Origin of the sequence: Oleiphilus messinensis (assembly GCF_002162375.1) — a bacterium.
Classification (GTDB): Bacteria; Pseudomonadota; Gammaproteobacteria; order Pseudomonadales; family Oleiphilaceae; genus Oleiphilus; species Oleiphilus messinensis.
The window spans coordinates 3,196,944-3,216,503 of sequence record NZ_CP021425.1 but is presented as its reverse complement, the minus strand read 5'-3'; the positions used below and the strand labels follow the sequence as shown (position 1 = coordinate 3,216,503).

Annotated in this window: 21 protein-coding genes; 14 read left to right on the top strand and 7 right to left on the bottom strand. The window is 44.5% G+C overall.

Annotation, left to right across the window (positions count from 1 at the left end; translation table 11 throughout):
- Positions 1–11: 11 nt before the first annotated feature.
- From gspM to gorA, 3 genes are all read left to right on the top strand, one after another.
- Complete coding sequence (gene gspM, locus OLMES_RS13965) at positions 12–533, top strand: type II secretion system protein GspM (protein WP_157678304.1); 522 nt, start codon at positions 12–14, stop codon at positions 531–533.
- A 152-nt stretch (positions 534–685) separates the two neighbouring features.
- Positions 686–1,291, top strand: coding sequence for a GNAT family N-acetyltransferase (locus tag OLMES_RS13960; protein ID WP_232465102.1), 606 nt, complete (start codon positions 686–688; stop codon positions 1,289–1,291).
- A 176-nt stretch (positions 1,292–1,467) separates the two neighbouring features.
- On the top strand, positions 1,468–2,871 hold the full coding sequence (gene gorA / locus OLMES_RS13955) for a glutathione-disulfide reductase (RefSeq protein ID WP_087461829.1): 1,404 nt from the start codon (positions 1,468–1,470) through the stop codon (positions 2,869–2,871).
- Between the two features lie 18 nt (positions 2,872–2,889).
- On the opposite strand, the gene OLMES_RS13950 is transcribed toward gorA, so the two are convergent.
- Complete coding sequence (locus tag OLMES_RS13950; protein ID WP_087461828.1) at positions 2,890–4,686, bottom strand: DEAD/DEAH box helicase; 1,797 nt, start codon at positions 4,684–4,686, stop codon at positions 2,890–2,892.
- 259 nt (positions 4,687–4,945) lie between these two features.
- On the opposite strand from OLMES_RS13950, the gene OLMES_RS28335 reads away from it, so the two are divergent.
- The 3 genes from OLMES_RS28335 to OLMES_RS13935 all read left to right on the top strand — a co-directional run bounded on the left by OLMES_RS28335 (position 4,946) and on the right by OLMES_RS13935 (position 6,562).
- The gene (locus OLMES_RS28335; protein WP_198342979.1) at positions 4,946–5,374 is read left to right on the top strand and encodes a hypothetical protein; all 429 of its coding nucleotides are present in this window, start codon (positions 4,946–4,948) and stop codon (positions 5,372–5,374) included.
- A 102-nt stretch (positions 5,375–5,476) separates the two neighbouring features.
- Positions 5,477–5,872, top strand: a complete 396-nt coding sequence (locus tag OLMES_RS13940; protein ID WP_087461826.1) for an MbcA/ParS/Xre antitoxin family protein — start codon at positions 5,477–5,479, stop codon at positions 5,870–5,872.
- A gap of 9 nt (positions 5,873–5,881) precedes the next feature.
- A complete protein-coding gene (locus OLMES_RS13935; protein ID WP_087461825.1) occupies positions 5,882–6,562 on the top strand; it encodes an RES family NAD+ phosphorylase in 681 nt (226 codons plus the stop codon).
- A gap of 22 nt (positions 6,563–6,584) precedes the next feature.
- Here OLMES_RS13935 and OLMES_RS13930 read toward each other — a convergent pair whose 3' ends face one another.
- Positions 6,585–6,773 (bottom strand): DUF1289 domain-containing protein, encoded by a 189-nt coding sequence (locus tag OLMES_RS13930; protein ID WP_087461824.1) that lies wholly within the window; start codon positions 6,771–6,773, stop codon positions 6,585–6,587.
- Positions 6,774–6,876: 103 nt separating this feature from the next.
- Between OLMES_RS13930 and OLMES_RS13925 the strand changes: the two genes are divergently transcribed.
- On the top strand, positions 6,877–7,242 hold the full coding sequence (locus OLMES_RS13925; RefSeq protein WP_087461823.1) for a response regulator: 366 nt from the start codon (positions 6,877–6,879) through the stop codon (positions 7,240–7,242).
- Between the two features lie 54 nt (positions 7,243–7,296).
- Here the strand turns inward: OLMES_RS13925 and OLMES_RS13920 are convergent, their stop codons facing one another.
- Positions 7,297–8,199 (bottom strand): DMT family transporter, encoded by a 903-nt coding sequence (locus OLMES_RS13920; RefSeq protein ID WP_087461822.1) that lies wholly within the window; start codon positions 8,197–8,199, stop codon positions 7,297–7,299.
- A gap of 214 nt (positions 8,200–8,413) precedes the next feature.
- Between OLMES_RS13920 and OLMES_RS13915 the strand changes: the two genes are divergently transcribed.
- Positions 8,414–9,871 (top strand): aminotransferase-like domain-containing protein, encoded by a 1,458-nt coding sequence (locus OLMES_RS13915; RefSeq protein ID WP_087461821.1) that lies wholly within the window; start codon positions 8,414–8,416, stop codon positions 9,869–9,871.
- On the opposite strand, the gene OLMES_RS13910 is transcribed toward OLMES_RS13915, so the two are convergent.
- Positions 9,851–10,342, bottom strand: coding sequence for a pilin (locus OLMES_RS13910; protein ID WP_232465101.1), 492 nt, complete (start codon positions 10,340–10,342; stop codon positions 9,851–9,853). The genes OLMES_RS13915 and OLMES_RS13910 overlap by 21 nt on opposite strands.
- A 238-nt stretch (positions 10,343–10,580) precedes the next feature.
- Here OLMES_RS13910 and OLMES_RS13905 point away from each other — a divergent pair, with 238 nt between their 5' ends.
- The 3 genes from OLMES_RS13905 to OLMES_RS13895 all read left to right on the top strand — a co-directional run bounded on the left by OLMES_RS13905 (position 10,581) and on the right by OLMES_RS13895 (position 13,947).
- Entirely contained in the window at positions 10,581–10,883 is a 303-nt protein-coding gene (locus OLMES_RS13905; RefSeq protein ID WP_087461819.1) for an antibiotic biosynthesis monooxygenase family protein, read from the top strand.
- 81 nt (positions 10,884–10,964) lie between these two features.
- Positions 10,965–12,356: a Na+/H+ antiporter NhaA gene (gene nhaA / locus OLMES_RS13900; RefSeq protein ID WP_087461818.1), complete on the top strand. Its 1,392-nt coding sequence runs from the start codon at positions 10,965–10,967 to the stop codon at positions 12,354–12,356.
- A 295-nt stretch (positions 12,357–12,651) separates the two neighbouring features.
- On the top strand, positions 12,652–13,947 hold the full coding sequence (locus OLMES_RS13895) for a hypothetical protein (RefSeq protein ID WP_157678303.1): 1,296 nt from the start codon (positions 12,652–12,654) through the stop codon (positions 13,945–13,947).
- Positions 13,948–13,960: 13 nt separating this feature from the next.
- On the opposite strand, the gene OLMES_RS13890 is transcribed toward OLMES_RS13895, so the two are convergent.
- Positions 13,961–14,719, bottom strand: a complete 759-nt coding sequence (locus tag OLMES_RS13890; protein WP_087464480.1) for a DeoR/GlpR family transcriptional regulator — start codon at positions 14,717–14,719, stop codon at positions 13,961–13,963.
- A 250-nt stretch (positions 14,720–14,969) separates the two neighbouring features.
- On the opposite strand from OLMES_RS13890, the gene acpP reads away from it, so the two are divergent.
- Positions 14,970–15,212, top strand: coding sequence for an acyl carrier protein (gene acpP, locus OLMES_RS13885; protein WP_087461816.1), 243 nt, complete (start codon positions 14,970–14,972; stop codon positions 15,210–15,212).
- Here acpP and OLMES_RS13880 read toward each other — a convergent pair.
- Positions 15,187–16,221, bottom strand: coding sequence for an AraC family transcriptional regulator (locus OLMES_RS13880; protein ID WP_087461815.1), 1,035 nt, complete (start codon positions 16,219–16,221; stop codon positions 15,187–15,189). The two genes, acpP and OLMES_RS13880, sit on opposite strands and share 26 nt — an antisense overlap.
- A gap of 381 nt (positions 16,222–16,602) precedes the next feature.
- On the opposite strand from OLMES_RS13880, the gene OLMES_RS13875 reads away from it, so the two are divergent.
- Positions 16,603–17,289, top strand: coding sequence for an SH3 domain-containing protein (locus OLMES_RS13875; RefSeq protein WP_157678302.1), 687 nt, complete (start codon positions 16,603–16,605; stop codon positions 17,287–17,289).
- Positions 17,290–17,362: 73 nt separating this feature from the next.
- Here the strand turns inward: OLMES_RS13875 and yaaA are convergent, their stop codons facing one another.
- Positions 17,363–18,133, bottom strand: a complete 771-nt coding sequence (yaaA, locus tag OLMES_RS13870) for a peroxide stress protein YaaA (RefSeq protein ID WP_087461813.1) — start codon at positions 18,131–18,133, stop codon at positions 17,363–17,365.
- Positions 18,134–18,414: 281 nt separating this feature from the next.
- Here yaaA and OLMES_RS13865 point away from each other — a divergent pair, with 281 nt between their 5' ends.
- Positions 18,415–19,542, top strand: coding sequence for an efflux RND transporter periplasmic adaptor subunit (locus tag OLMES_RS13865; protein WP_087461812.1), 1,128 nt, complete (start codon positions 18,415–18,417; stop codon positions 19,540–19,542).
- Positions 19,543–19,560: the final 18 nt, after the last annotated feature.

Here is a 19,560-nt window from a genome sequence, read left to right as displayed (position 1 = left end):
TGTATGGAATAATGTCAGTTAAAGATCAGTTGATTAAGATGCCGGTAATTCAGCAGGTAGTAAAATACTACGGCGGATTGGCGGCCAGAGACCAAAAAGTTTTGCAGCTGCTTGCAGTAGTCGTTTCAATTGTTTTGATTTACGCAATGATTTGGCTACCTTCACAACGCTACTTCGAAGATGCACACCGGGATATGCTTGACAGTCAGGCGGTATTGCAATTTGTTCAATCGAACGTGAAAAATGCAAAAATGATGTCTGAGAACAGTGCAGGGCGTGGCCAGTCACTTGCCGCGGATGAGTTCGTCTCCACTGTTTCGGGGTCTGCCTCCAGACAAAGTCTGGAAGTAAAGCGCCTGGAACCCAGCGGTGATCGAAAGTTACGTGTTTGGCTCGAGGGGGCGTCTTTCAATAGTCTGGTTTTGTGGTTGCAAGATTTGAACAAAAAGCATGGTATTGGCGTTGCTGAGATATCCGTGGACAAAGATGATAAACCCGGTATTGTGAATGCCAGAATGACGTTGCAATATTAATTTGGTATCTTATTCCGATAAACGACTAAGATAAGCTATTAGGGCGATCACGATATTATCTGAGCAGTCTGATTCATTTATTTCAGGAGCCAATAATAACAATGAGCACTGTAGAGCAGCTTGAAAAGGGAATACCTTCGGACACAATTTCAGTGGTTCGTTTGGATCACGATGCGGTGCGTGAAGCAAAGTCGATACTTTATCAGGCATACAAACATGAACCTACCTTCAAATTTTTGTTTGATGCTGAAAAACCTGGTTATGATCAGCGTGTAAGAGCGACGATACGTGAGCTGATTGAATTGCATTTCTCTAAGTCGCAGGATGCCATTGGCATCACCATAGACGGTATGTTGGTGGCGGTTGCTTTTATTGGTAGTCCTCATATACGAATGCATCTCGCTGAGCAGCTTAACTGGCGGATTCGTATGATGCTGACTGCCGGGCTTGCTTCGACCAGGCGTTATCTTGATTACCACGAACAAGTGACAGAGTGTCTGCCCGCTGACCAACATCATGAATTGCCGTTGCTGGGGGTGCATCCCAAATTCCAAAATAAAGGAATAGGGAAAATTCTACTCGAGGCTGTTGAGAATATCTGTTCAGAAAACCCAAAAACAAGCGGGATTGGTTTGGATACCGGAAACTCCCGTTATCTTGATTTCTATAAGCAGCAGGGTTACGAAGTGGTTGGCGAAGTCGCTATGGGAAATGTGACGGAAACCGTTTTGTTCAAGTCAATTAACAAAATCAAATAATCTATTATCAATCGAACGAACAAGCTCGTCGAAAATGCTATTTCAGGTTTGTCGTGTCAGATTTTTTGCCCTGTTTGGAACTGTATTGGGTATTCGCAGTCGAACAGGGCTCATCCTGTTTTATCCTTGAATTAAAATTACGGTTTCTTGAAATCACAACGATATAAGGTTTCTGAATGGAAGTTTATGATCTCTTGGTAATAGGTGCGGGCTCTGCTGGAGTTCGTTTAAGTCGAATGGCTGCTGCAACAGGTTTGACGGTTGCGGTCGTTGAGAAAGAGTACTTGGGGGGAACCTGCGTTAATGTCGGTTGTGTTCCGAAGAAGCTTTTTGTCTACGGCTCACATGTGCGCGAAGACATAGAGGACGCCGCAGGCTATGGGTGGCAGGCTGACTCGGTCAAGTTTGACTGGACTGTTCTAAGGCGCAACAAAGACAATGAAATCAATCGCCTGAATGGTGTCTATCGGAATTTATTGGTAAATTCCGGTGTCACGCTAATAGAGGGTGAGGCCTCGTTTGTATCTTCCTCTGAAACAGAGGTACTGGTTAAGATCAAGTCAGCCAAATCTCCGGACTCTCATCTTGAAGGAGGGGAAGGAACGCAAATACGAGCCAAAAAGGTTATTATTGCGACGGGTAGCACGCCCTTTATTCCCCGGATCCCAGGTTCTGAGCTTGCGAATACATCAACAGACATGTTCTATCTTGATAAGCTCCCGGAAACAGCAATAGTGTGGGGTGGGGGTTACATCGCAGTAGAGTTCGCCGGCATATTACAAGGCCTGGGTGTTGATACCACGCTTGTTTATAGAGGAGAGCTTTTTTTAAGGGGGTTCGATGAGGAAGTTAGGCAGTTTGTAAAAGGCGAAATTGAAAAAAAAGGTGTCAAACTTCGCTTTAACGAGAATATTGAATCACTTGAACGAGGGTCGGGGTCCGAGGTTCTGAATGTTCAGTTGAGCAGTGGTGAACGAGTGTGTGCAGGGATGGTATTAGCTGCAACGGGCAGAGTCCCCAATGTAAAACAATTGGATTTGAGTTGTGTGAGTGTTCAGCTCAATGACAAAGGTGAAGTAAAGGTAGATCAAAACTTTCGGACTAGTCATCCGCTCATTTATGGCTTGGGAGATGTTATAGGTGGCCCTCAGTTAACACCCGTAGCACTCGCAGAAGCAATGGCACTTCTACCTCATCTGACGGGTGGAAGTGAGGTCAAAGTTGATTATGATTTCATACCAACCGCTGTATTTTGTCAGCCAAATATAGGTACAGTCGGCTACTCAGAAGAACAGGCGCGTGAAAGGTATGGTGATATAGCAGTCTTCAAGTCGAGTTTCAGGCCAATGAAACACACTATGACTGAAAGTGCCGAGCGAACTTTTATGAAGCTTCTGGTTGATCGTGCTTCAGACCGAGTTGTTGGTGCCCACATGGTTGGTGCTGAGGCTGGAGAGATTATTCAAGGTATTGCTGTGGCTATCAAGGCAGGAGCGACGAAAGCGCATTTTGATAGTACGATCGGGATACACCCTACTGCGGCAGAAGAGTTTGTTACGATGCGGCAGCCCAGTAACTAGGGCTGCCGTTCTATTGCATCAGTCTAGATCAGAGCTCGGCTTGCGTGGACGATCCGGGCGCTTTTCTCCGCCACGACGTGGGCCACCTTCTTTGCGGTTTCGACTACGGGGTGGTCCTGAGTCGCCTCTTTTTCGGTTATTTTGAGGAACCTTCTTGCGTTCCTCTTCGGTAAATACGCGGATATCAAGGGTCTTTTGGCAAACTCTGGTTTTACGTAATTCCTGGTAAATTTCTTCAGGCATTCCTGCCGGCAGTTCTACCGTAGTGAAGCTGTCATAGATATTAATGTGGCCGATAAATTGGCTGTCCAGATCAGCTACATTTGCAATAGCGCCAACGATGTTCCCCGGTTTTACACCATCTTGTCGCCCTACCGCAACACGATAAACCTCTGTTGGGTAATCCGGCTTTTCACCACTGCCTTTTCGCTCTGGACGTTCACGTTTGGTTTTAGAGCGATCATTTCGGTCAGTTTGTTTTGGTTTTGGTGGTTCGGACATCAGTAGCGGTGTTTCGCCGTGTGTTAGCTTGGCCAGCGCCGCAGCAACTCGAATAGGATCTGCATCTGATTCACTCAAATATTGTTCAACGACTTTGATGTATGTATCCAGATCTGATTCCTCTTCGGTGAGGGTGTCTGTAATACGAGTCTTGAACTTTTCAATGCGCTGCACGTTAATTTCGCTGGTGCTAGGCAGTTGCGCTAAAGATATCTTTTGTCCGGTCGCTTTCTCGATTGCCCGTAAGAGGTGCTTTTCTCGTGGTGCGACAAACAAAATTGCTTCGCCGTTACGACCTGCACGCCCGGTTCTTCCGATACGGTGAACATAGGCTTCAGTGTCGTATGGAATATCATAGTTTACGACGTGACTGATGCGCTCAACGTCTAAACCCCGTGCAGCAACATCTGTTGCAATAACGACATCGATTTTGCCTTTCTTCAACTGATTGACGGTAAATTCTCGCTGTTTCTGGGCCATGTCTCCGTTTAAGGCTCCACACGCGTAGCCACGGGCTTCCAGTTTGTCTGTCAATTCGAGTGTCGCGGTTTTGGTTCTTACGAAGATGATGACGGCATCAAAGGGTTCTAGCTCCATGATGCGAGTCAGGGCATCAAGCTTGTAATTGCCCGAAACAATCCAGCAACGCTGGTTGATGGTGTTGGCAGTCGTTGTTTTTGCAGCAATTTTTACGACTGCCGGATCGTTAAGATATTTTTCTGCGACTTTACGAATTGGCGGGGGCATTGTCGCCGAAAATAATGCAGTTTGCTTGGTTTCCGGGGTGTGTTCCAGTATCCACTCAACATCGTCGATGAAACCCATGCGGAGCATTTCGTCCGCTTCATCCAGTACAAATGCTTTCAGGTTGTCGAGTTTCAGGGTGCCACGGCGTAAATGGTCCATGATGCGACCTGGTGTGCCGATGACAACATGAACACCACGCTTTAATTGTCTCAGTTGCAGATCAAAGCCCTGGCCACCGTAGATTGGGGTTACATGGAAATCTTTAATGTAGCGTGCATACGTTTTGAATGCTTCTGCGACTTGTATTGATAATTCCCGGGTTGGTGTCAGAACGAGAATCTGGGGTGACTTTTCCTCAATATCCACACGAGAAAGCAAGGGAAGTGCGAACGCAGCAGTTTTACCGGTTCCGGTTTGTGCCTGACCGATGATGTCGCGACCTTGAAGCAAGTGAGGAATACTCTCAGCTTGGATTTTTGATGGAGCCTCATAACCGATGTCTTTTAGTGCTTTATACAGCGGTTCGGCTAATTCAAACTGATCAAAAGAGGTAATTTCAGATGACATTTACTATACCTGGGAATCCTGGAAAAACGATCTCGGCTTTTTGGGGCCGGAGTCGGAAATTTAAAGGGGCGTATTATACAACGAATGAAGTCTCAAAAATAGCAATAATTCCAGGGGGTGTTGACGTTTCCTGTTTAGCCCTGAATTTCTGACAATTTTACAGGGAGCTGGTTCAGCCGGGATTCATTTTAGCTTTGATAATCTGATTACGCACTACTGCAAAGATTAAACACCGAGGGATGTAATAAAGGAGAAGCTAATGAATTTTATAGAATACCGCAGCAACATCTCAATGAACGCTATGCAACGCTTTGGGTTGTTTTGGATTTTATTGTTCGGATTAATGGCAACCCAAAACACACAAGCAGATACATTACGGGCTGAGTGGCGCACACATGGGGAGGCAGTTAACCTGGAGCATTCACGAAGATTCGAGAAAGTTCATCGTGGTGGTCATCACAATGGGCACCGCGATAAGCACTGGGACAAAAAGCATCATAGAAAACACCCTGGACACGGGCGGGATTGGCGGTATAAAAAATACCATTGGCGTAAGCACCGTGAAAGTCACAGCATTCACAATCAGCGCCATTACCGCAAATGGAGGCGTCATCATGATGACCGCCCTGTAGTCTGGTACCGTCACAATGGTGTTTTTCTCGGTTGGAACCCGGATTACCATAGGTAAGCATGGGTATCAAAAGATGTAAAATAATAAATTCTGTTTCAATTGAAACGGTGGTCTACTTGTGCTAACGTAAATTCAAGGTTATGAAGGTGAGGATAGGATATGAGCGCGTTAGCACAACATGCATCACAGAGTACGGTTGATCCAGCCCGTGAAGGTTATGTCGCGTTAAAAGTGTTCTTCAATATCACAGAGCAATGGCAGTGCACGCCAGAAGAACAACGGATATTATTGGGTGGCGTAAGCAGAGCAACATTGTTTCGATACAAACGACTTCCTCAGATGGAGCTCAGTCGCGATATACTGGATCGGATCAGCGCCGTTATGGGGATCTATGGCGGTGCGCAGATACTGTTGGGTTCCCTGCAGCGAGCGATTAAATGGATTCGAACGCCAAGTACGGACTTTAATCAGGAAAGCGCGATGGACAGGATGTTAAGGGGCAGCTTGATGGATATTGTTGAAATACGACGTTACATCGATGGCTTGCGAGGCTAAGGAGATTCTGTGATACCGCCAGAAAGTGTAGATTTGTCATGGAAGCATCAACACAGAATCATTCCGTCGTGTTTTCCGCCAATTAACTTGTTTGAAACGGTAGCAGACCCCGAAGACCTTGAAATCGTGTTTGCTATTGAAGCCCGTACGAATGATCGCCTACGGGATGAGGTTGGCCAAATAGGGCTCATTAAACCAGAAGATCGGATTTCCGGCCCCGGAAGTTCAGTTGTTATGGCTGCATTTACTCATATTGGCAACCCTTCACGTTTCACTGATGGCAGTTTCGGTGTTTATTACGCCGCCTATTCTCTGGAAACAGCAATCGCTGAAACCGTCTATCATCGTGAGCGATTTTTGCAGGCAACCGATGAGGCACCCTTGGAAATCACCATGCGGGTTTATGTTGGTGAAATCAAAAAGTCCATGCTGGATGTGCGTGGACCTTCATGGAAACATCTTTATGATCCAGATCCTGTCCATTACCCAACCTCACAAGGGGTGGCTAAAACATTACGTAATCAAGGGGCTTGGGGCTTGGTTTACCGTTCCGTAAGAGATCCAGGTGGACAGTGCATTGCCGCTTTTCGTCCACCGGCAGTCAGTCGTCCAAAGCAAGGGCCGCACCTGCGTTATGTCTGGAATGGTACAAAGATCAGCAACGTTTTTGAAGTTAAAGAATTGCGTTAGCTGAGGTCTGTTGATCTCAAAATCAAAAAAAGTGCTTTCTAAAATACGGTGATTTTTTCTGGCGCTGTTTAAGATCCTCAATTAGCAATTGCTTTTCTGCTTCACTCATTTTATTCCAGTTTTTTATTTCTTCCAGTGAACGTAAGCATCCTATACACACGTCATCCTGATCAAGCGTACAACGTCTTATGCAGGGAGATTCGATCGTCATGAGATCTCCTGAAGGGTAAGTAACAAAATCGAGACGGCAAGAAAATTTCTAATCTATTGCTATAATTTTAACCGAAGTTGTATTTAAAATCCGGTGTAAAATCATGGCAAAGATATTAACAGTAGATGATGCAGTGTCGATACGTACTGCTTTGTCGCATATTTTGAGCTCACTTGGACATCAGGTTATCAGCAAGGAAAACGGCCGGGAAGCGCTTGAGTACGCCCGGGAAGAAGAAGTTGATTTAGTTATCACTGACCTTAATATGCCTGAAATGAATGGTATGAGTCTGATCGGCAGCCTGCGACGTCTTGACACTTATCAGGGCGTACCAATCCTGGTCATGACCACGGAGACTGACGAGTACAAAAAGAAAAAGGCTCGCGGTGTCGGGGCAACAGGCTGGATCGCAAAGCCTTTTACTGAGGAACGGATTGTCAATGCGCTGCAAAAGGTGTTGCGCAACTGAGCCTTAGACTACTGAGTCTGTAATTTATCGTTGAGCAGTATTTGTTCTCACGAATCAATCATTTTTGCTGCTTTGGCCTGACTTCATACAACCCAGCAGGCAGATTATAAGTAAGCCGGTAATCATTCCGAGACCGCTACTCATGCTTTCGTTTAGCAATAACGTAGCAAAAACTGCCGTTGCCACAGGTTGAAGTACCTGAATCTGACTTACTCTCTGGATGTCTTCACTGAGCGCTCGATACCAAAGGAAGAAACCCAGCCACTGGCTCACCACACCCAAATAAGTGTTTGCAAAAAACGAACTGATACTCATCCGGGAAAGGGTATCGACCTCCAGGTTACTTATCATGAGAGCGCCATTAATCGGCAATAGAAATACTACCGACCATGAAATGGTTTGCCAGCCCCCTAATGTTTGTGCGCATTTTGATCCCGCTGTATAGCCAATAGCGGCAACAACTGCAGCACAAAGTAGAAAAGGGGACAGACGTAATCCATGTTGCACATAAAAAACAGTGATAATCAGTGCTGCACAGCAGGCCCATAGCCAAAATTTCCACACCATTTGCCTACGGTGAATGAAAATTCCACACAATGCGGTTAATACAGGAATAATACCAAAAACGATACCTGTATCGATCGCACCGGTATGTCGCATTGCGTAGCTGGTGAAATAGGGAAATCCAATTGCGACACAAAGAGCCGCAGGAATCAGCCAGCGGTACTCTTGCCGGTCCGGAAATCTGCTTTTCGTTACCGTTAAAATAATTGCCGCCAATATTCCTGCTAATGTTGTGCGGTAGGCCGCAGAAAATGTCGCATCAATCGTTTGCAATGAAATGGAGGTCAGTGGGCCAGTCAGCGCAAAGGCCAGTACTGCGACCAGTCCCATTAGATAATTTACAGTGCTTTTGCTGAAATAAGTATTGCGGATTGCTGGATAAACTGTACTCATCACTCTACCGTTTAAATTAATACTGGCCCTGAACAGTTGCACAGCTTAAGTTTTTACCTCGAGTGTTACTATCACCAGTGAATAAAAAATAAGCTATAACAGTGGTGGAAGATTGATGAACTGTTATAGTGAAATGAGACTTCACTGTTATGAGTTAAAACGTGATTTGGGTATAGACTACTGTGTTTAACGAATTTATTTCGAGGCGCTGATTATGAGTACTCCACTGTACAGACATGTTGCGGATCAAATCGCGGCAGATATTCGTGCCGGAGTGTATATTCAGGGCCAAAAGATACCGTCGGTCCGTAAAATTTGTGCTCAGTTTAGTGTAAGTCATGCGACTGCGGCTCAGGCATGTGGTGTTCTGGAAGATGAAGGTTATGTTAAGGCAAAACCGCAATCGGGTTATTTTGTCAGATCTGAAGCTGCCGAACCTGATATCCGGCCCCCGGTGTCGGAAATGCTGCCGCCAGCGACGTTTAACAGATTGGCATTGTTAAATCAGCTACTCAGTATTACGGGTCAAAGGGACTGGACCCAACTGGGTGCGGCAATTCCGGATAAAGAATTTCTGCCGACCCGGTCATTGCAGCAGCATATCGCAAAAGTTGCCCGTTTTAATATAAGCGACAGTGTGGATTATCAGTTCTCGCCCGGTAACCGTGAGTTACGCAGAAGTATTACGATTCGAATGCGTGATAATAATATTCAATGCCATTATGATGAACTGATAATCACGCAGGGGTGTCAGGAGGCGTTAGCGCTTGCATTGCAAACGGTTTGTACCAAAGGGGATTTGGTCGCGGTGGAGTCTCCTTGTTACTATGGTTTGTTGCAGTTACTTGACTCGCTCGGTATGCAGATAATTGAAATTCCGACAGATGTCTGTACCGGGGTAAGTATACCTGCACTAAAAATGGCGTTAGAACAATGGCCAGTAAAAGCCTGTGTTCTTTCCTCAAGATACAGCAACCCCACCGGTGCATGTACTTCAAATGATGATAAGAAACAGATCGTTAAATTACTACGAGAGTTTGACATACCATTAATAGAAGATGACGTGTTCGGTGATTTATCCCATGATCCTGGCAGTAGTACTACTTTCAAATCCCATGACCAGGGTGGGCGAGTGTTGTATTGTTCGTCATTTTCAAAAACAGTCGGGGCCGGCCTGCGGATAGGTTGGTGTGCCCCTGGAAAATATTATCATCAATATCGGACACTGCATCAGTTTACGACTTTTGGTGGGCCGGGACTGCCGCAACAGGCTCTGGCCAGTTATTTGCATCAGGGCGGGTATGACAAGCATTTGCGCAAAATAAGCCATGCCTATGCTGAAAATTTACAAATATTTCAATGGGCCGTCCAGCGATATTTTCCCAAAGGCACGACATACAGCCAGCCTAGCGGGAGTTTTTTGTTGTGGGTCGTTTTACCCGAGGGCGCAGATGGCTTAACCCTGTATCGTCAAGCCTGTGAATTTAAAATCAGTGTGATGCCTGGGCCTATTTTTTCAACCACAAATCAATTCAATCGGTGCATACGGATTAACTGCGCGAGGCAGTGGAGTCGTGAGCTCGAGGAGGTTATGGCTAAGCTCGGTGAGCTTGTCTACGATCAGTTGCGCAACGCTATCCAACTGCAATGTTCAAAAACAGCCGTAGGGTAGGAGTGGCGGTTTGATTGTTGTCTCATTGGTGCCAACTGCAACCATACCCTCTACAGCTTCAGCCTGTCCGCAAAGCCAGGAAATTGGGCTGGCGGGGCTGTCCTTTACGACTGCGGGTCGGTAGCTGATTGTTTTACCAACGAGTTTTTTATTCGCCCGATTTCCTAACGTTACATGGAAAGCTCCATCGATCAGGTCGGTTCGGGTGACATAGTTACCGATTAATTTGTTCGCGACGGGTATACCTGCTTCTTCATTGTCTTTAGGGAACGTACCGTTAACCTTGTAAAAGCTGTACACCTTGCCTCGCAGTTCCAATGGAATACTCAATGCTTCAGTGACTTGCTTACGAACGGTATACGATAGATAAGTTGGCAATGCCATCGACATCAGTATCGCAAAAACCGCAACAGCCACCATCATTTCCAGTAATGTAAACCCGCTTCCCCGTGTTGCCGTGCATATTGTCAATCGTTCCGGGTTCCTGTTTGAATAGCCCGCTTCCTTGATTTTAAGCAGAACAACCTCCTCTTAGTGTTATCGCGTACCATCGTGTCAGATAAAAAAGATTTAATCCAAAAATGTCATTTATCCGTTAAAGTATAGTGTAGGGTTTATCGGTGCGAAGTTATATGCTTAGTTTTTCGTACTGAATCTGATTTGTGTTAGTCTTACAGCTGGCTGTGTCATTGTTTGTTAAGGAAAAACCATGTTTATTGCTATGAATCGCTTTAAAATTGTTCCGGGTAAGGAAGAAGACTTTATTACTGTATGGAAAAATCGGGAAACCTATCTCGATGAAGTTCCCGGATTTATTTCGTTCAATTTACTTCAAGGTGATTCTAATGCCGAGTATACGTTATTCGCTTCTCACTCCACCTGGCAATCCAGAGAGGATTTTACGCATTGGACGAAATCAGAAGCATTTCGCAAAGCGCACGGATCAGCTGGTGGAAATAAAGGTCTCTATCTGGGGCACCCTGAATTTGAAGGATTCGATACAGTGATCTAATTGTTGAGTGATGTGAAGGTTTTAATCCCTTAGTAACTTATCACCAGATACTGGAAGGCTAGGAACAATCTTAGAGGCAATATGTTAAAGAAAAGTAAAAATGAAAAAGGTGTTTATATCGCACCATGGGAAAAAGCGCTGGATTCAGTTCTAACGCCACTGGAAGAATTTATTCACAGGCAAACTACCAGTGGTATTTTGCTGATGATCTGTACGGTTGTTGCGCTCATTATTGCGAACAGCCACTTTCACGAAGCTTATCAGCATTTATTGCATACAGAAATCAAGCTGGGCTTTGGTGACAAATTATTCGGGCTTTCAGTTCACCACTGGATTAACGAAGCATTAATGGCGCTTTTCTTCTTCGTTATGGGCTTGGAGTTAAAACGAGAATTGCTTGTGGGTGAATTGGCGGAAATCAGAAAGGCCCTTTTGCCAATATTCGCAGCAATCGGCGGTATGGTTGTACCAGCGGGTGTATACCTGTTGTTCAATACTGAAGGACATACGATCAAAGGTTGGGGGGTACCTATGGCAACGGATATTGCGTTTGCTGTCGGTGCTTTGAGTCTCTTGGGGGCTCGCATTCCGAAAACACTTTTGACCTTCCTGATCGCACTGGCCATTGTGGATGATTTGGGCGCTGTTCTGGTTATTGCGCTATTTTATACTTCTGATTTGAACGTAACTGCCTTGTTTGGTGCTGCGGCATTCGTATTCGCTCTTGTATCCTTGAATCTTATGGGGGTCAGACGAACTCTTGTGTATGTGGTGTTCGGCATAGGTCTTTGGATGTGCATGCTCTCCAGTGGTGTGCATGCCACAATTGCGGGTATTGTTCTCGCGTTTACGATCCCTATCAGACCAAAATACAACCCGGAGAAATTTATCAGTCATGTGAGTGAGCTGGTGCGTAAGATGGGTCGAGCATTGCAAGATGGCGCTGACATCATTCACAACGATAAGCTCCGCGCAAAAGTGAGTTCGTTAGGGACTGGTGTTGCACTGGTGCAAGCCCCCGCTCAACGTCTGGAACATCAGCTTCATCTACCTGTAGCGTACATTATCATTCCGGTATTTGCGCTTGCCAACGCGGGCGTACCGATGGGCAATATCGAGATTACAGCGCTCATGCAAGATCAGGTTACACTTGGTGTATTCATGGGCTTGTTCATTGGTAAACTGATAGGGATAACAGTGCCCACCTGGATTGCCTGGAAAATGGGGGTTTCACCTCTACCAGAAGGGTTGAACTTTAATCATATAATTGGTGTTGGTATGTTGGGTGGGATTGGCTTTACCATGTCAATTTTCATCGCTGATCTTGGTTTTGCTGGCTACACAGAAGATCTTTTAAAGGCGAAGACCGGGATTTTGCTTGCGTCATTAGTCTCAGGTGTCAGTGGAATAATGTGGTTAATCTTTTTTACCAAACGTCCGTCTGAGACCACAAAACCGGAAGCACATCATTAACCCCGAGGCATGATATACAATTTAATGCCTTCACTTTGAGGAATATTCGTTGACTGATTCCAACCACTGTCCTTACGAATATTCCTCTTGCCCTAAATGCAATTCTAGTGCAATTAACGCTGAAAAATGCCTGTCTTGCGGTCTCTACTTTGCGAAATACCAAAAGTATCAAAAGTACCAAAAGTATCAGAACGACGAACCAATAAATCTGAAAAATAAAAAGCGAAAGAAATATCGGCAGGACGTCACAACGGAGGCTCCCAACGTTCAAGCCACTGATCCAGGCAGTAATGCCGTGTCGACAGAAAAAATGGATAATTGTTCGGCTACATCGAGCACAAATGATTTGAGTTTATGGCTGGGTAAGGGGAGTGGTGATCTAAACCGCTATCATAAGTTCGAGCTGGTATGGCCGTTTCTGGGAGAACGCCGTGTTGACAAATGGCTCTCCCGGGGAGTGGTCTGGTTTTTTTGTATCGTCCTTCTCGATTGGTTGCTACTATCTTCCGTATACCCATTGGCGAGCGGAATAGACACCTACGGTGCGCTATTCCTGATTCCAATGGCCGCTTTTTGTATTGCCTCATATCATTATGTTGAATCCAGAACCTTGCCCCCAGCTTTGTCTTCTCTTGGTTTTATTGGTCCGCTGTTCATCGTAATCAGCGAAATAAAGCATAATCCGAGCTCAAGTCGTAAAGTCATCCTCAAGCGTAGTCAGTGGTTCATGGTTATCTTTGCCATTGTGTACACGATTCTGTTGTATTCGTTCATCATCGCGACGGTGAGCTATTCTGAGCTCATATCGGACATCAAAGAGGTGAAAGAGGGGAGGCCGAATTATCCTGAACCTTTAGCGCTTTCGGATTTACCCTTGACCGAAGCCAATTTGAAACTGGATGCAATGTTACTGGAACAAAGTGAGCAGCTGGCTCTGATAATTAATCGTGTTCGTTCTGAAGCTATTCGTCACCACTTTCGCCCTCTGCAAGTCGAAAACATTAGCAGAACATTGATGCAGGAACTTACTGATTTTGAAATCTGGATTAATTATGTTGCCCATTCTTTCCTCGAAAAAGGACAGGATATTCCTCAAACGTTAACTAAGAAAAGGCTGGATGATTATCGTAATAATATAAAGTCGGCACTGGTCTCCCGGCATTGGTCACCACTGAACCGGTTATGGCAAAATGCTTCTGTTAATGCTGGACTTGGATATCTGGGGGAAAGCGCTCAATTCGATGGGGAGTTGTATCGTTATCTGATCACTATCCAACGTTTGATTCTGAATCGAATGCTTTCAGGAAAGCCAATTCACGAGCGAGATATTCCACCGTTTCGAGATGCTTCAATTGAACTTACAAAATCAACTTTTACGCTAAAGCTGTCAAGCCTCGACCACGGTTCAAAATGGAGGCATGAAGTTCCTGACCTGGTTTTCGGCCTGAATTTATTGTCCCGTGAACAGCGAGCAATGCTCCGAAAACGTGGCTTTCCGGTTCCGCCTATGGTTCTGATTTCACCAGGATTCCCGGCTAAATTCGCTTTCAGTCCGTTTAATCCGATGGGCTACTATTACGATACCTGGTAGGGGCCGACATCGTTTATACGATATGTAAACTGACTCGATTATCGATCAATATATCGTTTATCTCCGGCGGAGGTGTTTGATCGGTAAAAAAATGATCTGCCTGGCTAATGTTTCCGAGCCTCACCATCGCTTTGCGACCGAATTTTGAGTGATCAGCGGCCAACAGCACATGATTCGAATTTGTAATGATCGTTTGTGCGACCCGTACTTCACGGTAGTCGAAGTCCAATAGTGATCCGTCGGTATGAATTCCGCTAATACCAATGATGCCAAAATCCATTTGAAATTGATCTATAAAATCCCGTGTTGCTTCCCCAACGATTCCACCATCTCTGGCTCTGACTTCACCGCCGGCAATAATGACCGAAAAATCCTCTTTGGCGCTCAATATACTGGCTACATGAATGTTGTTGGTGACGATCCGGAGGTTATGGTGATCCAATAGCGCTCTTGCAACCGTTTCCGTTGTCGTACCGATATTGATGAAAAGCGAGGAGCCATCAGGAATCATTTTCACTAACTCCCTGGCAATTCGCTCCTTTTCAGTGAGGTTCATTATCTTCCGGTCATTGTACTCTGTATTGACTGTGCTGGAATCAATCCCTGCGCCACCATGATGTCGCCTGATTTTTTTTTCTTCAGCCAGCTGGTTCAAATCCCGCCGAATGGTCTGTGGCGTGACTTGAAATTCTTCGACCAGTTCGTCGATTGTAACAAAGCCACTTTGTTTGACCTTCTCGACAATGAGATCCTGACGTCTTTGTTGAGTCATACCTTTATTGAAACTCCTGATGAATTTTGAGTATTGAGTGTTCTCAATTTTCGACAGCATTAAGTGTAACGCATTCTGGTATGAAAAAATGTTCGGATTCGAATTTTAGTTACAAATAGACAAAAAAAATAAGGATGAAGACAAGCTGAACAAAACCCCTTGGAATATAGTGATTTAATCGTTATTTAGTCGACAATGTGCCCTAATGGCTTGCATAACGAATATTCTAAAAGAAAATCAAGGATTCAATATGTCTGATATATTTGAAAAAGTGAAAACAGTAGTTGCGACTCAGCTTGACGTTGAAACCAGTGCAATTGTGCCTGAGGCACGCTTTATTGAGGATTTGGGGGCGGACAGCCTGGACACGGTCGAATTGATTATGGCTCTGGAAGAGGAGTTTGGATGTGAAATTCCGGAGGATCAAGCCGAGCAAATCAAAACTGTAAGTGATGTCGTTGAATTACTTACATCGAATGCTGTATCCGCGTAAGCTCTTCAGAGTGATTCCGAAAATTCTTCGGACTCACTCCGCTCCAGCGTTTAAATGCCCGGCTAAAAGCACTCACATCAGAAAATCCAAGGGCAAGCGCAATTTCCGTAAGCGATGTGTCTGATTCCGAGAGCAGTATTCGGGCTTGAGAGTATCTTGCTTCTTCGAGCAACTGCTGGAAAGATACCCCTTCATTTTTAAGCTTTCGGTACAGCGTTTGTCTGCTCATATTCAATCGTGCTGCAATAAAATCGCTGTCAATTTCACCCGTCCCGATATTTTCATGAATCAATGAATTTACTTTATCCACGATGGATCGCCTGAAAATCTTTTTCAAAAGATCGTTGGCGTACCGTAAAGCTGCAGATCCGATATAGGGATTCCGAACACGTGAGTTTAAATTCAGGTACTCGCGATCAAACACAATTTCGCAGTGGGGTTCGTTGAAATAGACCGGACAGTTGAAGGTAGATCTGTACTGAGCCGAGTAGGCAGGCGGAGCGTGCTGAAATCGAACCGCACTCCATCGAATGGGTTTTTCAGTGACATAACGACTCCGAAAAAGTGAGAGTACCAATGTTCTTTCAATGTCAGGAATACAGTAATAGTCTGGATTGATGTAATTGAATCGGAGGACTGCATTTGACCCTTCAATATAGTAGGTGAGGGTGATTGCGTCATTGACCAGACAATAGAGTCTTACGTATTCTTTGATACCATCTTCAAGTGTCTTGCTATGGAACAATACTTGACCCACCAAGCCTACTTTTGAGGCGTCAAACCACTTCCCGATTTCCAGGCCGAGTGCAGGGTTTTTCGAAAGTTCGATGGCTGAGTGCCATAACGCAACATAGTCTTTAAGTGCCAGACGGGCATCTTCAGATTCCAGACTTCTTAGTTCAATTCCTGAATGGCGACTAATTTGGTCAATGGAGATACCTGATTTGTCTAAGTAGGTGACGATCGCCATTACAGACGAGTTACCAATGCTGGGCATGGTGGATTGCATTTACAATTAACAACCTCTGATGAACTTACGCTTCCCAATATACGTTTCATAGCCAACAAAGGCAATACGACCATACAGAGAATATGCATTCATACACTAGCTTTATGAATTTGAGATCCGTGCAATTAACCTAAATAACGAAATTTAGATACTTTGCAAAAAACACCCTAAAATATCGTTTTTTAACATGGTATGATTGCATCCGAAAAAAATGGAACAGCTTGTTATCAATTATTGCTCGGGATCATAATTCGAGAACAATAACAAACTATCGTTGTTAAAAATGGAATTTTCAGGGATAAACAGATTAAGGGGTTTTCGATGAACTCAAAGCTAACCACAATCGTAATTGCAGGACTGTTCACTACAGCTTGTCAATCAGTGCCAGATCGCCAAGCGAGTCAAAATAATCAAACCAAATCAAAACCTGCTCATTGTGTAGATTACCAAAGCAAGTCGGATTGTCTGGAGTTTACCAAGTCACTATACACCAATCTGAGTAGCACAATCAGTCAGAAGCTATTGCCCAGTGATTTTGAACAAATAAACCATATGGCAGGCCTCTCGTTGCGTACTGGAGAAGTTCAATACTGGGCGAACAATGCTACTGGTTCTAACGGTTCTGTATTGGCTATTGATTCAGGCTCGCTGAATATTAATATTGATACTTCATCGGTTGATATCGTCAAAGGTTTAAAATCGGTAGATGCGCCCTACAAGGTTCGCCCAGCGATTGCTAATGTGAGAAAAGGGCCGTCTACAGCTGATGATATCATCATGAAACTGAAGCAATCAGAATCGGTGATTGTGGAAGCTCAAGTATATGATTCAGAGTGGTACCTGACATCAGTGAATGGCATTGTAGTTGGATATATGCATGAAATTACGATCGTTCCAGATGAGCAGGGAAGTCAGAAAGGTATCTCTGATAATGAGGTCAAACCTGGGAACCTAACCCACATTTCTTCATGTCAGACAATCGAGAATACAATTAAGCTCGCATCCGGGGAAGAGGATCAAGTTTCCAATTTAATCTGTAAGAACAATTCGGGTTGGAGCTTCTTCTAAATACGATACATAGCCGAATACATAACGACCTGCAGTAAGCATTTCAGGTCGTTACGCCGGGAGATGTTCTGAGTTAGACGATTTCCTCGCGTTTGAAAACAAGCTGACTATCAGTTGATTCTTGCTCATCAAAATAATAATCATCCACACAAAAGGTTTTTAATCCTTCCGGAGTTACAATCCTGTTTTCGATAATATAACGGGCCATCATTCCTCTCGCTTTTTTCGCGTAAAAACTAATTATCTTGTACTGTCCGCGTTTGCAGTCTTTGAACACCGGTGTAATTACTGGCCCATTGAGTTTTTTCGGGTTAACTGCTTTGAAATATTCATTAGAGGCCAGATTAATCAGCGGCATATTAGCAGACATGGCGTTGTTAAGTTCATCCGTAATACGCTCCCCCCAAAACTGGTATAAATCTTTGCCGCGTGAGTTTTTAAGCTTTGTGCCCATTTCCAGGCGATAAGCCTGAATTAAATCCAGAGGTTTGAGTAATCCGTATAACCCAGAAAGGATACGCAGATGATTTTGAGCAAATTCGAATTCTTCTGTTGACAACGTCTCTGCATCCAGGCCCGTATACACGTCCCCTTTAAACGCTAATATTGCCTGTTTTGCGTTTTCGGTAGAGAAGGGTGCTGTCCATTGAGAGAATCGTTCACAGTTCAAGTGGGCAATGTTGTCGCTCACTTTCATTAACGTTGCGATATCTGCGGGGCTCAGCTGCCGACAACGATCTATCAATATTTCACTTTCAGATAGCATCTTTGGCTGTGAATGAATATCTGTAACGGGAGGGGTTGTAAAGTCAAGCGTTTTGGCAGGTGATACAACAAGCAACATAGAAAAGTGATTCCTGATTATGTTCAGTAAAGCGGATATTTAATATAAATGTTTAGGTAACAAACAAGCGTTTATTAGACTTTTGTCTGAGTGATGGACAGAGATTTTTATTTTTATAAAGTTTAATATGGTTGGTTAAGTTTATAGTGTTTGGCTACTCGATAACAAAAAATCTTGATTAAGAGTCAGCTGTAATTTTCTTATAGCAGAATACTATCTGCATCTTTTGAACCTCTCAAACAACATAATGTAAACGGAATTTAAGGCAGGTAAAACATTCCATGTTGAAGAAAATTCTGTGGTCTATTGTAGGGCTACTCGTCGTTATACCGTTAGTTGCAGCTATTGTCGGCACTAAAATGGATCAGTTTGACTCCATGGCAAAAGCTGGAGCAGCGTTTACTATGCCGCCTGAGAAGGTTAATGCTTATACGGTTAGTGAACATTCCTGGCAGCCTAAAATCAAGGCAGTTGGTTCAGTTTCAGCCGTCCAAGGTACGACAATCCGCGCAGAAACTGACGGCGTAATTGATAGCGTGTTGTTTGAAGCGGGACGCTCAGTGAGCAAAGGTGATGTTTTGGTCACTCTTGAGTCCTCTGTTGAAAAGGCCCAACTGTATGAAGCTCAGGTTGCTGCAAAGTGGGCTAAAATCGCCTTTGATCGTGCCAAAGAACTGAGCAAAACACGTAATATTTCACAGGCAGAAATGGATACGGCTGAAACAAATGTAAATCAGACTGATGCGAAAGTTCGATACTATGATGCGGTTATTGCCAAGAAAACGATTAGAGCTCCATTCAGTGGAGAGCTGGGTATTCGTAAAGTCAGCACCGGCCAGTTTTTGGAGAAGGGGAGTGAAGTCGTTTCGCTTCAGGCACTGAAAACTGTTTATGTCGAATTTGCGCTGCCGCAGCAATGGATTGGGGCTCTCGAAAATGGTTTACCCGTTGAAGTTCAATCCGATGCGTATCCGGGGAAGAGCTTCACAGGGAAGGTGACTGCCCTTAACGCCAATATCGATCCTGTAACCCGTACCATCCACGTGCAGGCCACACTTGAAAATAGCAAAAAAGAATTACGTCCAGGCATGTTCGTCAATGCAAGTATCGCATTAAATCTCCAATCAAAATCACTGATGGTTCCTGCAACTTCCGTGCACCATACCGCATTCGGTAGTTCGTTGTTTGTTATTGTTAAATCGGAAGATTCAGATGCATTAGTATTAAAACAACAACCTGTTCGGCTTGGCGCGCGTCATGGTGATTTTGTGATTGTTGAAGATGGGCTTACAGAGGGCGATCAGGTTGTCTCGACGGGGGTGTTCAAATTACGCCCTGGAATGTCTGTAATTATCGATAATTCTCTGGCTCCGGAATTTAAAATCAATCCTACGCCAAAAAACACCTAGCAGATACTCAATCGAGAC

Bases quoted from the DNA above. Each gene is read 5' to 3' on its own strand.
- OLMES_RS13940 (WP_087461826.1), top strand. From the start codon at position 5,477: ATGAGCGCGTTAGCACAACATGCATCACAGAGTACGGTTGATCCAGCC.
- OLMES_RS13920 (WP_087461822.1), bottom strand. From the start codon at position 8,199: ATGAGTACAGTTTATCCAGCAATCCGCAATACTTATTTCAGCAAAAGC.
- OLMES_RS13950 (WP_087461828.1), bottom strand. From the start codon at position 4,686: ATGTCATCTGAAATTACCTCTTTTGATCAGTTTGAATTAGCCGAACCG.
- OLMES_RS13915 (WP_087461821.1), top strand. From the start codon at position 8,414: ATGAGTACTCCACTGTACAGACATGTTGCGGATCAAATCGCGGCAGAT.
- OLMES_RS13865 (WP_087461812.1), top strand. From the start codon at position 18,415: ATGTTGAAGAAAATTCTGTGGTCTATTGTAGGGCTACTCGTCGTTATA.
- yaaA (WP_087461813.1), bottom strand. From the start codon at position 18,133: ATGTTGCTTGTTGTATCACCTGCCAAAACGCTTGACTTTACAACCCCT.
- gorA (WP_087461829.1), top strand. From the start codon at position 1,468: ATGGAAGTTTATGATCTCTTGGTAATAGGTGCGGGCTCTGCTGGAGTT.
- OLMES_RS13925 (WP_087461823.1), top strand. From the start codon at position 6,877: ATGGCAAAGATATTAACAGTAGATGATGCAGTGTCGATACGTACTGCT.
- OLMES_RS13890 (WP_087464480.1), bottom strand. From the start codon at position 14,719: ATGACTCAACAAAGACGTCAGGATCTCATTGTCGAGAAGGTCAAACAA.
- OLMES_RS13930 (WP_087461824.1), bottom strand. From the start codon at position 6,773: ATGACGATCGAATCTCCCTGCATAAGACGTTGTACGCTTGATCAGGAT.
- gspM (WP_157678304.1), top strand. From the start codon at position 12: ATGTCAGTTAAAGATCAGTTGATTAAGATGCCGGTAATTCAGCAGGTA.
- OLMES_RS13905 (WP_087461819.1), top strand. From the start codon at position 10,581: ATGTTTATTGCTATGAATCGCTTTAAAATTGTTCCGGGTAAGGAAGAA.
- OLMES_RS13880 (WP_087461815.1), bottom strand. From the start codon at position 16,221: ATGCAATCCACCATGCCCAGCATTGGTAACTCGTCTGTAATGGCGATC.
- acpP (WP_087461816.1), top strand. From the start codon at position 14,970: ATGTCTGATATATTTGAAAAAGTGAAAACAGTAGTTGCGACTCAGCTT.
- OLMES_RS28335 (WP_198342979.1), top strand. From the start codon at position 4,946: ATGAATTTTATAGAATACCGCAGCAACATCTCAATGAACGCTATGCAA.
- nhaA (WP_087461818.1), top strand. From the start codon at position 10,965: ATGTTAAAGAAAAGTAAAAATGAAAAAGGTGTTTATATCGCACCATGG.